The 14861-nt window shown below is 41.2% G+C and carries 12 protein-coding genes; 6 read left to right on the top strand and 6 right to left on the bottom strand.

Translation table 11 applies throughout. The annotated features are described in order from the left end of the window. The first annotated feature begins 5 nt into the window (after positions 1-5). Positions 6-1796, top strand: a complete 1791-nt coding sequence (locus E0F88_RS01805) for a RagB/SusD family nutrient uptake outer membrane protein (protein ID WP_131956072.1) — start codon at positions 6-8, stop codon at positions 1794-1796. 52 nt (positions 1797-1848) lie between these two features. On the opposite strand, the gene E0F88_RS01800 is transcribed toward E0F88_RS01805, so the two are convergent. The 3 genes from E0F88_RS01800 to E0F88_RS01790 form a co-directional block, all read right to left on the bottom strand. Next, positions 1849-2700: a sugar phosphate isomerase/epimerase family protein gene (locus E0F88_RS01800; protein WP_131956070.1), complete on the bottom strand. Its 852-nt coding sequence runs from the start codon at positions 2698-2700 to the stop codon at positions 1849-1851. A 154-nt stretch (positions 2701-2854) separates the two neighbouring features. Continuing rightward, the gene (locus E0F88_RS01795) at positions 2855-4231 is read right to left on the bottom strand and encodes a M16 family metallopeptidase (RefSeq protein WP_131956068.1); all 1377 of its coding nucleotides are present in this window, start codon (positions 4229-4231) and stop codon (positions 2855-2857) included. Positions 4232-4312: 81 nt separating this feature from the next. Next, positions 4313-5650, bottom strand: a complete 1338-nt coding sequence (locus E0F88_RS01790; RefSeq protein ID WP_131956066.1) for a M16 family metallopeptidase — start codon at positions 5648-5650, stop codon at positions 4313-4315. A gap of 294 nt (positions 5651-5944) precedes the next feature. Here E0F88_RS01790 and E0F88_RS01785 point away from each other — a divergent pair, with 294 nt between their 5' ends. Continuing rightward, the gene (locus E0F88_RS01785; protein WP_131956064.1) at positions 5945-7570 is read left to right on the top strand and encodes a hypothetical protein; all 1626 of its coding nucleotides are present in this window, start codon (positions 5945-5947) and stop codon (positions 7568-7570) included. A 204-nt stretch (positions 7571-7774) separates the two neighbouring features. Here the strand turns inward: E0F88_RS01785 and E0F88_RS01780 are convergent, their stop codons facing one another. After that, on the bottom strand, positions 7775-8302 hold the full coding sequence (locus tag E0F88_RS01780; protein ID WP_131956062.1) for a hypothetical protein: 528 nt from the start codon (positions 8300-8302) through the stop codon (positions 7775-7777). A gap of 454 nt (positions 8303-8756) precedes the next feature. Between E0F88_RS01780 and E0F88_RS01775 the strand changes: the two genes are divergently transcribed. Further along, positions 8757-8987 carry a DUF6965 family protein gene (locus E0F88_RS01775; RefSeq protein ID WP_131956060.1) on the top strand — a complete coding sequence of 77 codons (231 nt, stop codon included), beginning with the start codon at positions 8757-8759 and terminating at the stop codon, positions 8985-8987. 31 nt (positions 8988-9018) lie between these two features. On the opposite strand, the gene E0F88_RS01770 is transcribed toward E0F88_RS01775, so the two are convergent. After that, the gene (locus E0F88_RS01770; RefSeq protein WP_229213644.1) at positions 9019-10707 is read right to left on the bottom strand and encodes a VRR-NUC domain-containing protein; all 1689 of its coding nucleotides are present in this window, start codon (positions 10705-10707) and stop codon (positions 9019-9021) included. A 301-nt stretch (positions 10708-11008) separates the two neighbouring features. On the opposite strand from E0F88_RS01770, the gene E0F88_RS01765 reads away from it, so the two are divergent. Then, entirely contained in the window at positions 11009-12199 is a 1191-nt protein-coding gene (locus tag E0F88_RS01765) for a phosphoglycerate kinase (RefSeq protein WP_131956057.1), read from the top strand. A 57-nt stretch (positions 12200-12256) separates the two neighbouring features. Here the strand turns inward: E0F88_RS01765 and E0F88_RS01760 are convergent, their stop codons facing one another. Then, entirely contained in the window at positions 12257-12556 is a 300-nt protein-coding gene (locus tag E0F88_RS01760; protein WP_131956055.1) for a Dabb family protein, read from the bottom strand. Positions 12557-12726: 170 nt separating this feature from the next. Between E0F88_RS01760 and E0F88_RS01755 the strand changes: the two genes are divergently transcribed. Together E0F88_RS01755 and E0F88_RS01750 are read left to right on the top strand one after the other, a co-directional pair. Continuing rightward, positions 12727-12942 carry a hypothetical protein gene (locus tag E0F88_RS01755; protein WP_131956053.1) on the top strand — a complete coding sequence of 72 codons (216 nt, stop codon included), beginning with the start codon at positions 12727-12729 and terminating at the stop codon, positions 12940-12942. 162 nt (positions 12943-13104) lie between these two features. Then, positions 13105-14832, top strand: coding sequence for an FAD/NAD(P)-binding protein (locus tag E0F88_RS01750; protein ID WP_131956051.1), 1728 nt, complete (start codon positions 13105-13107; stop codon positions 14830-14832). The last annotated feature ends 29 nt before the right edge of the window (positions 14833-14861 follow it).

Here is a 14861-nt window from a genome sequence, read left to right as displayed (position 1 = left end):
CGAAAATGAGAAAGATAATAATATTTAGTTTTCTGCTCGCCGGCATTCTTGGAATTTCATCATGCAGTGAAGATTTCCTTAATCAGGTTCCGAATGACAGGCTTACAATAGATCAGGTTTTTCAAAGAAGAACGGAAACCGAACGTTATTTATATGGAGCTTATTCCTACATCAGGGACGAGTCCAACCAGTGGACCGAAAATCCCTGGGCAGGAATGTCCGATGAGGCAGACATGACCTGGGCGAGGAGCGGTTACAACAGCTATTTTGCCAACATTGGCAGTTGGGATCCAACGTCGAATTTCTTTAATTTCTGGAATCATTATTACCAGGGAATCAGAACATCGACCTATTTCATGCAGCGGGTAGGAGAGAATGCGGAAATTCTCAGACTGCCGGAAGGAAAGCAGCTGATCACAACATATACTGCTGAGGCCAGGGCGCTGCGCGCTTATTTTTACTTTTGTTTGCTGAAACAGTATGGTCCGGTAATCATATTAAAGGGAGATGAAGTAATACCTCCCGATCAGGCATTAACCGATGTTCAGTTGCCAAGAAATTCTTATGATGAATGTGTCAGCTACATTATTGAAGAACTTGACAAAGCCGCGGCTGATCTGCCCGAGTGGTATAGCGGGGACCGGGAGTACGGCCGGATGACAAAAATTTTCACTAAGGCAGTTAAGGCACGTTTGCTTTTATATGCAGCAAGTCCGTTGTATAATGGAAATACAGATCAGGCCGGCATGAAAAATGCGGATGGAAAACAGCTGATAAGCCAGCAGTATGATGCTACAAAATGGAAAAAGGCAGCAGATGCTTCGAAAGCAATTATTGATCTCAACCGCTTTTCGCTCTTCAAACAAAATGATGCTGCCGGCGTTTTTGATCCGTACCTGTCATGCCAGAATGTGCTGCTAACGCCCTGGAACAGCGAAGTGATTTTCGCCCGTGTAGATAATGGCTTGCAGGATTGGGAACGACATGCTGCCCCTCGCTTTGGCGGCGGTTGGAGCGGCATAGGTGTTACGCAGAATCTGGTGGATGCATTTCACATGGCCAATGGCAAAAACATCAGTGAAGCAGGTTCGGGTTATGTTGAAGAAGGATTTTCTGCTTCTGCCGATAAATATACAAAAGCCGGAACTTACAATATGTGGACGAAACGCGAACCAAGGTTTTATGTTTCAGTCGTTTATAATGGAAGTCAATGGATGAATACATCCGATGGTGTGAAAACGGTCGAACTATTTAACACAGGTAATACCGGAAAGGCGGGATCCTATGATCATTCTGCAACGGGGTATCTGGTAAGAAAAAATGTGGATCCAAATTCAAATCCAAGAATCAGCCGTTATTCGAGAAGGCCGTTGGTGTTTTTTCGTTTGGGTGAAACTTACCTTAATTATGCAGAAGCGCTCAATGAAGTTGAACCGGCAAATCCCGATATACTTAAATACGTCAACCTCATTCGGGAGCGAGCAGGTATCCCAGGCCTTGCAGCAGGTTTGACACAGGCTCAGATGCGGGAGGAGATCAGGAATGAAAGACAGGTAGAGCTGGCGTTTGAATATATTCGTTATTTCGATACCCGTCGTTGGAAAATCGCTGAACAAACCGATGCGGGTCCGTTTTATGGCATGAATGTGGACGGAGGCAAAAGCGTAAATGATCCTGAGTTTTATAAACGTAAAGTATTTGAAAACCGGGTTTTTAAGAAATCTTATTACTTTTTTCCTTTACCACAATCAGAAATGGACCGGAACAAAAACCTTGTTCAAAATCCAGGATGGTAAAGTTTAAATAAAAAATCAGGGCTGGTCTACCTAATAACCAGCCCTGATTTTTTTATTCCTTTAAACTCTTGATATAAGCAATCGTCTGTGGGATTTGTTTTAAGTAAGACGGACTTTCGTCTTCGATAAAATAGTGAACGATACCCGCTTTTTTTGCTGCTTTCAGTACGGCAGGAATGTTGATGGAGCCGGTTCCCAGGGCCACATCATTGGTGGTAGGAGTGCCGCCTGAAAGATTTCCCTTAACACCTTTCCTCAGATCCTTCAAATGCATAAGTTTCCATCTGCTGCCATATTTCGTAAGTAAAGCAGCCGGATCCTGGCCTGGGAATGCGGTCCAGAGAATGTCCATTTCAAATGAAACGTATTCAGGATTTGTATTTTTTACAATGTAATCAAAGAGCGTTCCGTCTTCGTAAGGCACAAATTCATAGCCATGATTGTGGTATGTTAAAGTAATGCCGTTTTCTTTTAAAGTTTTGCCGGCTTTGTTAAAATCCGCGACTGCCTTTTTTGCATTTTCCAAAGTAAAACTTTTTGAATCATGTGGTATCCACGCAACCATTACATACCTGGCACCCAGAATCTTAGCGTTTTTAATTGTCTCGTCGGCGCTTTGGGCCAGCTGATTGTAGTCCGCTCCGATACTTACCATTTTTATACCTCTTTTATCCAGCTGCTTGCGCAGTTCTTCGGTAGATATTCCTTTAATCGGCCCTCCTTCCATTTCGGTGACACCCAGGGATTTAATGGTATCCAAAGTCGCCTCAATTCCGTTTGGCCAGCTTCCCCGGAAAGTATATGCCTGTAAGCCAATTGGCTTGGTATATAAAGTCTTTTGTGCAAAACCGCTTGTGGTTAACAGAATTCCCAGAAAAAGATAAATCAGTCTGTTCCTCTTCATTTTTTGTATTTAAAAATGTATAAATTCTTTTTTTACAAAAGTATCCGGCTTTCCAAATCCTACTGTTAGAGAACTGCGGTACCATGTTGTCTTTAACAATAAACCCGGAGATCATTTCGACCTTCGGGCTTATTTATTTTTAATTAAAACCGGATCAAAATCCTTCTGCTTTAATCTGTTTCTCAGTTACTTCCCCGTATTTTTTTACCTGATCCCTGATCTCGCTTGCTTTTCCAACCATGATGAATTGCAATTTATCTTTCGGAAAATAATCTGCGATAATCTGTTTGGCCTGGGCAGTTGTTAATCCGTCAACTTTGGTCTGGAAGGTATTGATATAATTTTCGTCAAAATTAAAGACATACATATCTGTCAGCAGTCTGGCTAATGCGCCTGCAGATTCATAATCGGGCGGGAAATCACCTTTTACGTAAGCCTTAGCAGAAGCAAGCGTCTTCTCGTCAATTCCACTTTTATGAAGACTGTCCAGGACACTCAGCGCCATATCAACTGCAGGAACAGTCGTTGAATTTTTTGTAAAAGTGCTGATGGCAAAGGTGCCAGCATATTTGTATCTCCCAAACCGGCTGTTTGCACCGTAAGTCAGTCCTGAGTTGACACGCAGGGCATCATTAAGCCAGGAAGTAAAACGTCCTCCTAAAATAGTGTTTACAACGATAATGGGTACATAGTCAGGAGAGCTGTAATCGACACCCTTTCCGCCGATCAGAAATGTTGTTTCCCGTGCATCGTCTTTATTAACCAGCAACACCCGGCTTTTGTCAAAGGTCAGGTCAGGAGCAACACGTTTGATCATTCTGGATTCTGCTGTTTTCCAACCGTCGAACAAACCGGTAATCCGTTTTTTCATATCCGCCGTTTTGAAATCCCCAACGATGGCAATAGCTCCTTTTCCGGTTGTATAATTACTTTTGTAAAAAGCCTTTGCGTCGTCTGCTGTGATTTTTTCAACAGTTGATTTAATACCGCCTCCGGGAGTAGCGTAAGGGAAATTTTTAAATACAAACGTATTGAAATAATTTCCAATCACCGAACGCGGACTTTCTTTTGCCTGGTCAAGATCCAGTAAAGTTCTTTGTTTGTGTTTATTAAATTCAGTTACGTCGAAAACGGGATAGAGCAGGACTTGTTGAATAATATCAAAAAGTTTATCCTGATCTTTCACTGCGAAGGAAGATGTAAGGCCCGAATTATCTTTTGAAGCATAGGTGGATAAGGAAGCTCCTACAAAATCCGTCAGCTCTTCAATCTGCGGTTTAGTATATTTTTGTGTGCCAAAAAGCAAACCGTCAGAAGTGAGACTTGCCAGCCCGTAGCGTTCGCCGTCATGTATAGATCCGGCATCAAAAACGGCCGATACGTTGATCAAAGGAACTTCGTGTTGTTCCATCAGATAAACTGTCAAACCGTTTTTTAGCTTGAACTTCTCGTATTTGGGTACTTTAAAATTGTTCTGCGCCACAGCCGAAAAGGATATCATGGCCAGCAGTCCAAGGAATATATGTTTCATATTTTTATTAGCTAATGACTATCCGCGATACGCTTTTTAGCCCTTGTTTTTATTATTACCTTTTGGCGATAAATGTTAGTTTCACTTTCCTGATTTCTTATCACCTTTTTCAGGCAAAAGATATCCTGCGGTCCGGTTTCTTTCTGTGAAGTATTTGGCAGCTACACGTTTTATGTCTTCTGTTGTTACTTTCTGGTACGCCTGAGGGGCATCGAACATTTTTTTGTAATCCCCGAAAAATACATCGTAAGTTCCCAGGCTATTAGCCTTACCATTAATGGTTTCCAGAGAATGATAAAACTCCATCAGCTTCTGATTTTTAACCTTTTGCAGTTCATTTTCGGTTACACCGCTTTTTACAATGTTGTCTATTTGTGCGATGATTGCCTTTTCCAGGTCAGGAGCAGAGATTCCATTGCCGGCAACTGCATAAATGTTAAAAATATTGGGATCGAAACCTTCTCCTAAAAAAGTAAAAACCCTTGAAGCGATGGTTGTATCCATCACAAGTGACTTAACCAGTCGGGAGGAATTTCCTGAGGAAAGCAGACTGCTGAAAAGATCCAGGGCGTAGTAATCTTCATGACCGGTTTGCGGCGTATGATAGGCCAGCAAAACATTTGGCGTGGTAATGTCCTTATAAGCGTTGACCCGGCGTTCGCCATTTTGCTGAGGTTCGATCGTCCTGATCTTAGGAGGTAGTCCGCGTGCTGCGATCGGAGCCATGTACTGGTCAGCCAATTTTTTCACCTGATCAAAAGTGATGTCGCCAACCACAACAACCGTGGTATTGTTTGGCGAATAGTAAGTTTTGAAATAAGTTTGCAGATCCTGCTGTGTCCAGCTTTTGATATCTGATTCAAATCCGATCACGGGAAACATATAAGGGTGCTCCTGAAATGCAACGGATTGCACAAGTTCACCAAGCAAGCGGTAATTGCTGTTTTCCAGTCCTGTGCTGCGTTCGGACAAAACTACGCCTCTTTCGCTCTCAACCATTTTGGGGTCAATGTTCAGGTCGGCAATCCGGTCGGATTCAAGTTTGAAAATCGTTTCAAGAGCATCCTTCTGAAACCAGTCGGTATATACAGTAACGTTCTCAGTTGTATAGGCATTGTTGGAGCCGCCATTGGCCTCCATCACCCGGTCAAATTGTTTCGGTCCGTAGTTTTTGGAGCCGTTAAACATCATGTGTTCGAAAAAGTGTGAAAGGCCGGTGATACCATGCACTTCATTGCGTGATCCTACTTTCCAGAACAGATACATGTTGGCTGTCGGAATCGAGTGATCTTCCAGAACAAGAAACTTCATTCCATTAGCCAGTGTAAAGGATTTGACATCCTCCGGCTTTGTTTGTGCATTAACCGTACTCAAACCGGCCAATAATGCCGCTCCAAGCAAAAATTTTCTTAGCCTCATCGAAATGGGTTTTGTTGATTGATGATGTAATGATAAGAAAAAATAATAAGTCAGATTTTAAATAATATTTGGAAGGAATAAAAAACAAACTTAATACTAGTCCCTTTTGTAGAATTGTGTCTGATTGTCAGCAATTTGACACTTGTTTCAAACAATTTCCTATGAATTTTGACTATTCTTGTTACTATTTATTGCCCTCTCAGTCTTAACCGTTAACGACCAATGGTCATGGCCACAGTATTAAATTTTAATTTATAACAAACGTTCGTTACCCATTTATCTCCACATTTTTCTATGAACACACATTCTTTACTCAGGTTATCTTTTTTTGTATTTAGCATCCTGCTTAGCCTGGGCTCTTTGGCGCAGGAATCAGCAAGTTCCATCTGTAATAATCCCAATGGTGGCTGTGATACACTTGCGGTAGAAAAAAAAATAAGCCCCTGGCGGGTTGGCGGATTTTTAGGTCCTGCTGTTGCATTCTGCGGAAGCTGGGAGGGAACATTCAACTCCAATAAATACCGGGACAAGTCACTCTTTAACGGAATAGGTTTTAATGCAGCCCTGAATGCTGATTACTTTTTTAAACCGCAAAAAACCAATCGATTTAAACTGGGAGTTGGTGCGGTTGCCGGTTTACAAAACTTTTTTTTCAGGAAGGATATCAACTCATTTATTGACAAGCTTGTATCAGACGCCGGATCAAGTAACGCGGTGATCCAGAAAGGATCTTCGGAAGATCACTACTTTGTGGTTGGGCCCGTTCTTGATTTTCATTTTACTAAAAAGCCACGTTCTCCTTTTCTTGAAGCGTCATTAAGAGGTGGTATATTCCGCTCTACACCGGCGGCAATTTTTGTCTATGACCGGGTAACGGGCAATAATATCTATTCTGTAACTGCTTCCGATAAACGTTATCATGCGGGTATGCTGGCAACGCTTGGTTTTTTCTATCCAAGTAAAAACGGCCTCTGGGCCTGGGGCGTAGAAGCAATCGGTTTCCGTACTAAAATGAACTATATTTTTCCCGGAGAGACGATTTATCCCTTCGAACGTAAACATGGCGGGTTTAGCGCAGGTATTGCAATGCGCAGGAATTTCATAAGAGATGTTCCTGTCAGGAAAGATCCGACTCCGCCGTTAATTTGTGTATCTCCCGAACTTGATCTGAAAATGGGAAGCGAATCCATCAAAGGATTTATATTCAACACAGCTAAAGATACCACCAAAGCCGAGCCAATATTGCTGACCTGGAAAACCCGCAGCGCTGCTGACACAAACACAACAGAAACCTTTACAGCGAGAATTCATCAGCTAAACGGAGCTGAAGACAAAGTAATTGCTTCGGTTATTTGTCAGGAAGGAAACCAGCTTGCTTTCCCTGCGTCTCATCTGGACGTAAATGGCCGCCCCATAACAGGTCAGTATTATGCGACAGTGACCAGCCAGCGGTTATCTGATTGTGCTTCGTGTACAAGTGAAGCAAGTACAACAGGTTTCTCGGTAATTGTCCCGACAGTAAAACCTGATACTGTTATTGGTTGTTACAAACAATGCAATCTTGAAATTTATGCTTACAAAAAGATCAAATCAACAAGGGTTGTATATGGTAAAACATCTACTTCCTGCGTAGGATGTATTTGTCCGGTCGACACAGTTCCAAACACTTATTCGAAATATTATCTTTTGGGAACGGTTGAAATTAAGGATTGTGATCCTTCAAAACTGAACCTGGACGAAGAAATCGCTAAAAATAATATCAAGATCCCAACATGGGCCGGTACCGTTTATACCTCAGTACAAACCAGCGTAGCAGGAAAATGTGATGTGCCGCAAGGCGTTACGAAAGTAAACTACAAGGCAACGGTTACAAAAAGAAAAGTAGGGCCGTTTATAAAAGTGATTGAAAAGAAGATATAGAATTGTTGTAGAAAGAGAAGCCCTCCTGTTCGGTGAACGGGAGGGCTTTTTTGTTGCGGCCAATTGTGAGGTTGGCTGTTGGACGAACAGGTGTTTGTTGATATAGAGGTATTTGGGTTGTTTATTTTATTAATTTAATCAGTGTTTGGTAAACTGTGCTTTATTCCTGCATCTCTCATTCTTATCGCAAAGCTTGTCTATAAATCAGTTCCTCCTCGAAGGATAACGATATTTGTAAGCAGCACCCAGGCTGAATATTGAGACATGTTTATGGTAATCAAAGTTGCTGATCAAGTCATTATTCAGGCTGATTTCCAGACCGTGGCGTCCTTTGAGAAATATGTTAAAGCCGATACCTGCATTAGGAAAAATGCGTATGGTGGCTTCTGAATCATTTACAATTGCCGCAGACGCGCCAGCTCTCACGAACAACCTTTTCATGAAAGAATACCGCAGCCCTGTGCCTAGCTGGTAAATATTGTGGTCGTTTTCTACACCAGGAGCATCAGCATAGTCTTTAACACCGATCGATGCCAGATCCAAATGCGTGTCAACAGATATTGACCGATTGAGCCCAATATTCCAGTGCAATGAAGTAAACCAGGATGAATTATAGTTTTTTGCTATTGGGTATGTTATGCCGCCACCGATGCTTAGTGAGTTTGGTATCTGTGCAAGCAAACAGCCAGAGGGATAGACAAAAGATAGAATGATAAGGTATAGGTATTTCATGTTGTAATAAATGCCAATGTTCTTTTTGGTAGAACCTGATTAGCGGCAATAATCGTTCATCGGTTAAATCCTAAACCGGAGATTTTTCGAAATCAATACATGATGCTGAATTAAGCCCTGGACCGGTCATATCAGAAACTTTCGCACTTGTATTGTTCTCTTATCTGAGTTAAATTAGAATACCTTCATCTTTGTCACCAGAACATATCATGCTCCCAAGGTGGTGGGACAGCAGAAAATAAAAAATAAGAACCCTGAAAATCAGGGCTCTTATCCGAAAATACTCAACGTTAAAACAGAATTACGCACCAGATATCCAAAAAGATGCCAGGTAGCAAAATATTTATTTTTAACTGCCCTGCCGGTTGTTAATACGAGTTTTTCGGAAGAAAGTTTTTCGAAAATGTTGGTATGCTATATCCCAATCGGATAAATTTTACAGTACTTTTGGCACATGACAATTCAGGAACACGAGCAGGAACTTGCAGATCTTCATCTTTTTTTCAAAGCTGCAACATTTCCCACCCCGCCAGTAAAATTAAACCGGTATATGACGCTTCACGATCCAAAGGGATTTGTAGAGATTGAAGCTGAGGCCATTACAAGATACAAAGGAAATGATGAACTTCGGGATAACAAGTTTAAGCATTTAAGGGAATTGAAGGCACTGATGACCGGAGGGTGAGTGAATTGTGCTTCGTTTTCAAAGGAAATAACTAATTGTCTTTAATCCATTTCACCCGCACAATTCTGCTTTGGACGCCATGTTCTGCAAAGAAGTGCTGCCAGTGCAGCTGACGCGAGGATAAATGATCCGTAGGCGATTTGATTTCAATAAAAGCATACTCATCTTCATTCCAAACCATCAAATCGGGGAATCCACGTGTATTTTCACGAAGATTTTGTGAAATTTCGAGAAGCACCTTATGTATCTGTTCAGGGCTTAGCCTTGATATTAAAACCAATACTTTTTCCAGTGAACCTTCGTACCAGGAAACGAGCACATTGGTGGTCCCGAATTTTTCGTCGTAAGTTTTTACAATCACTTCTTCAATCGCCTCTCTGCTATCCATGACTTTCATTCGTTCCAAAAGCTGGGCCGAGCGTTTGTAATAAAAATCAGGAAGAAAAAAGTCGCTGGGTACCCGCTGCAACGGATTGTGAATGGCCTGCACATTCGTATCATAAATAATATCCCAAAACAAAAGTCCAAACAAAGTTCTCCATGGCTCATTTTCACTAAAGACGGCATTAAACCCAAGCTCGCGGTAATAATGAATGGCTCCCAGTTCAACCTGATAACGGTATATGATCGGGATCTCAATGGCTTCCGCAGATTTGAGTGCCTGCGTTGTCCGTTTTACGATCCGTTTCTTTTTATTGTTAATTTTTTCGTAAAAATCCTGACTGAAATAACGTTCGTCGGCATTTTGAGGGTTTTCTGCTATTTCTTCACAAAGTGCCAGTGCTTCATCAATTTCGCCGAGATTGTACAAAAGCCGGACACGTCTTTCCCTTGCCGGGGCATCATTGGTGAGCTGGTAAATACTCAACGCCTGAGAAAGCATCTTTTTTCTTTCCAGCCAGGCGCTTACCCGAACGATAAAAAGATTGTAGGAAGGAAGAGCTTTCGGACTGAGATCTCCCGAAATACCAACCTGCCAGTTCATAAACCAGTCGAAAATCTCCTCCGGAGGAAACTGCTGTTTCATGACATCAAAAGTTTCTTTCATCAAAGAAACCATCAAAGTGTCATCAACATCTTTCCGGGTTTCAAACTGAATTGACAAATACTGTTCATCAAAAGACTGAAAGCGGACATGGCCCAAATCGCGGATGACAAATTCCGTCATATCTGCGTAACGGTTTCCAAAAAAGAGGAACTTCATAAGCATGACCTCACTTTCATAGCTTACCTTAACAACAGGTTCGGCCTGACAGATGATCGCACATAAAGTTTTAAAATCATAGGTAAACAATAACCACCTCACCAGGTCAGGCTTGCGGATGCTTTTGGAAGGCATAACATCCGGTTTCAAGATTTTGGTAAATTCAAGATGCTGCTCCTTTGTAAAAAGATCCATTACTTCTTCCATCCGGTCAAGATGGTCGTCGCAGAGCATTTCTATAAAATCATTTTCCAGCAGTTCTTCCAGCACAGCAGGAATATCGGTTATTTCAGAATAGGATAAACTGTTGACTCTAAAAAAAGATTTACTGCGGTTACTGAAACGGATAAACAGGCATTGCGCATCTTCGGAAAGTCCGCAGTAGCTGTCGAGGAATTTGATTTCTTTTTCATTAAGTACCTGCACATACCTCTTACGGACGAAATCCAGCACATAGCAAAAGTAATCGTGATAGTATTTTGGAGGAAGATCCTGGGGAAACGTTGTATTTTGCACGATAAAAAAAAAGCAGACTTTGATACTACTATTAACACAAAGTTAGCAGACTTTGGTACAGATAAGTTACGCCTTTTTTTAATATTATCGTAAACAACGACGATATTGTGGCCGTATATTCATTTGCCGTTCACCATTGTTTTGTGATAATTTATCTAAAATCGTTTTTATGATTTATTTAGAAAAATATTTTGTAAAAATAGGATTATTATTATCCAAATTTCGTCATTTCCTGATTGCGTAGTATTTTATAAAGAATTGACTTACATTTGTTTCCAATGGAAAACAATTTTACATGCCCATGACAACATTAGATTCTTACAATTTTTCAGGCAAAAAAGCCCTGGTTCGCGTTGATTTTAACGTACCGCTTAACGACAAATTTGAGATCACGGATGATACCCGTATCCGTGCTACAATCCCTACGATCAGCAAAATTCTGGACGAAGGCGGATCGGTGATCCTGATGTCACACCTTGGACGTCCGAAAGACGGTCCGACTGAAAAATATTCTTTAAAACATCTTGTGAATCCATTGTCCCTGATATTGGGCAAAACAGTGAAATTTGCTGATGATTGTATTGGAGAGAGCGCAACAGAACTTGCAGCTGCATTACAGCCTGGTGAGGTTTTACTTTTGGAAAATCTGCGCTTTTATAAGGAAGAGGAAAAAGGAAATGAAGAGTTTGCTGAAAAGTTATCTAAGCTGGGTGATGTATGGGTAATGGACGCTTTCGGAACGGCTCACAGAGCACACGCTTCGACTGCCGTTATTGGTAAATTTTTCAAAGATAAAGTTTGCGGTTATGTAATGCAGGCGGAGCTGGATAATGCAGAAAGGCTGTTAGGTCATTCTGAACGTCCGTTTACTGCGATCATGGGCGGAGCTAAAATATCTGACAAAATATTGATCATTGAAAAACTGATCGACAAAGTTGATAACCTGATCATCGGAGGCGGAATGTCTTATACATTTTCAAAAGCGAAAGGTGGAAATATCGGTAAATCACTTCTGGAAGCAGACAAACAGGATCTAACGCTTGAACTTGTTCAAAAGGCAAAAGATAAAGGTGTTAATTTAATCCTGCCTGTTGATACCGTAATCGCAAACGATTTCAGTAATGATGCTGAACGTAAAATTGTACCGGCCGGCCAGATTCCTGATGATTGGCAGGGATTGGACATCGGTCCGGAATCGATCAAGATATTCTCTGAAATTATAGCCAAATCTAAAACCGTTCTATGGAATGGTCCGATGGGTGTATTTGAATTCCCGAATTTCGCACAGGGAACCAATGCAATTGCTGAATCGGTAGTTGCAGCGACAGAAGAAAACGATGCCTTTTCGCTGATTGGTGGAGGTGATTCTGCTTCTGCAATCAACAACGCTGGATACGGCGACCGTGTGAGTTATGTTTCAACAGGGGGAGGTGCATTGTTGGAGTACATGGAAGGAAAAGTGTTGCCAGGCGTTGCAGCTTTGGAAGCGTAATTACTCAAAAAATACATTCAAAAAGGGTATCCGGTTAGCCGGGTCCCCTTTTTTTTGTTAAAAGGAATCCATCTTTTCATAATCTATCTCCATAAAATCTGCCACGTCTTTAAGCCAGAAATCTTCTATAAACTGAACATGTTCGGCGTGGTTGGAATAATCATCATATTTTTTCTGATCTTCAAATTCCATCAGCAGGCCGTAGTCAAAGTTGTTTTTTAAACTTTTCTGTTTTAAAACCTGGAAGTTTTCTACACCAGGAATCGCTACCAGCTTTGCTGCTGCTTCTAAAAAGGTTGCTTCCTGCGGAGAATGTTTGGGATGGTTGAGTTTGAAAAATACAGAATGATAAATCATCGCGGTTTATTATAAGTTGGTATGATGTCCAAGATATAAATAATCTTTTTCTTTTCCTGAAAGAGCAAATCCAGTATTGACCTGCTTCAAATAAGAAATTCCACATTTAGTTTGAAAAACGGTCTGGCTCGGATTTTTAATGCACAGTTCATCACCAAAAATGAGAAGTCATGTTATATCCACACGATCAGTCGCCGGTTTTGTTTAAAGACAAAGAAGGCATTAACCGCGAAGGGAAGTATGTGCTGAGCATGCAGGCTTTTATCGAACTTGCCGGCGATGAAGGACCGGAAGATTGCAGCAATGTATTTCCCGAAGCCGATATTATCCAATGGGAGTATCTTGAAAGATCTGAAATGGACGGCGGGCTTATTGAGGCGTTTTAAAAACCTTTTTTAAATTTTATGATATTTCTTAATGGTTTTAGACGAGTAAGTTTTTAAGAATTATTTTCTTAATTTTCATCGCATAAATAATTTGGACAGGCTAAAAGTTTTGTTCCTTTTTCAACTATAAAAATACCTCCGGCGTAAACCCGAATACACATAATGACCATTAGCAAAGTTAAAAAGCGCGTTGCCATTCTTGGCGGCGGACCCAGCGGATTATTTATTTATAAAAGACTTGTTGAATCCAATCCTCAGAATTTTGAGATAACGATATTTGAAACAAAAAAACAACTTGGGGCGGGCATGCCTTACAGCCAGGATGGGGCAAATGTTGAACATGTTACCAACGTTTCGGATAACGAAATTCCCGAAATCGTTACTTCAATTCAGGACTGGATACAAACTGTTCCCGATGACTCTTTGTCTAAATTTAATATAGACAAAAACAAATTCAGTGAATACCGGGTATTGCCCAGGCTGCTGTTTGGCAGATATTTATCTGCACAGTTTGATTTGTTATTATCCCAGGCTGAAAAGTCAGCACTGGCAACCAAGGTTTGCTTCGACAGTAATGTTACCGATATTATCAACAAACCGGATCAGCACGAGGTTTGGGTTGAGATTGGCGGGGAAACTATTTATAAATTTGATTGTATAATTATTTGCACCGGACATAAGTGGCCGGTAAAATATGAAGGCTCAATTCCTGGTTATTTCGACTCGCCATATCCGCCTGCCAAGCTTTCCTTTAAGGCTGATCATCCGGTAGCGCTTAAAGGTTCATCGCTGACTGCCATCGACGCAATCCGGACACTTGCCCGCCGTAATGGGAAATTTTTGAAAAGTGAGACTAATAAACTTTCTTTTCAACCGAATGATGATAGCCTTGAGTTTAAAATTGTGATGCATTCCCGTAACGGATTGCTTCCTGCAATCAGATTTCATCTTGAAGAGCCTCAGTTATCGGCTGATTCACTGCTTACTCAGGAGCAGATCGTTGAGAATATGGTTCAAAATGAGGGATTTTTGTCCTTGGATTATGTTTTTGAAAAAGACTTCAAAGAAAATTTCCGTGAAAAGGATCCGGCGTTTTATAACCAAATTAAAGATCAGGGTATCGAAGATTTTGTTGGGGCGATGATGGATTTTCGGGAAAAAAAAGACCCGTTTCAGCTTTTCAAAGCAGAGTACGCCGAGGCTGAACAATCTATTAAAAGAAAAGAATCTATATACTGGAAGGAAGTACTGGCAGTTCTAAGTTTTGCCATGAACTACCCGGCAAAATACCTTTCAGCCGAAGATATGAAAAGGCTTCAGAAGGTTTTAATGCCTTTGATTTCGGTGGTTATCGCTTTTGTTCCGCAAAGTTCCTGCGAAGAGCTGCTTGCACTTTATGATGCAGGAAAACTGGAAATTATTTCGGTAGGAGAGGATAGTAACGTTGAACCACAAAAAGATGGAGGCATAATTTATAATTATGCTGACGAAAACGATCAGCCGCTTTCCGTTTATTACAAAACTTTTGTGGACTGTGTCGGTCAGCCGCATTTATCTTTTGAGGATTTTCCTTTCTCAGATTTGATTAGAAGCGGAAGAATCAGTCCGGCACGTTTGAAATTTAAATCTGTAACCGAAGGAGAAATTGCTTTGGCAAAGGATAGTAAAAATGTAGAAGCCAGTGAAGATGGTGCGATATACCTGAAAGTTCCAGGGCTGACCATTAATGACGATTTTGAGGTGATAGACCAATCCGGAAACGCTGACAACCGGATTTACATCATGGCAGTTCCTTACATTGGCGGTTTTAATCCAGATTATTCCGGATTGGATTTTTGTGAAGAAGCCTCTTCCCGAATAGTTGAAAGTATCATTTCGAATTTGTCATGAATTCAATGTGCAGGCTGACTGTGTAACCT

Origin of the sequence: Dyadobacter psychrotolerans (assembly GCF_004349265.1) — a bacterium.
Taxonomy (GTDB): domain Bacteria; phylum Bacteroidota; class Bacteroidia; order Cytophagales; family Spirosomataceae; genus Dyadobacter; species Dyadobacter psychrotolerans.
Note: the sequence above shows the minus strand (reverse complement) of the source record. Positions and strands in the feature narration are given on the sequence as shown.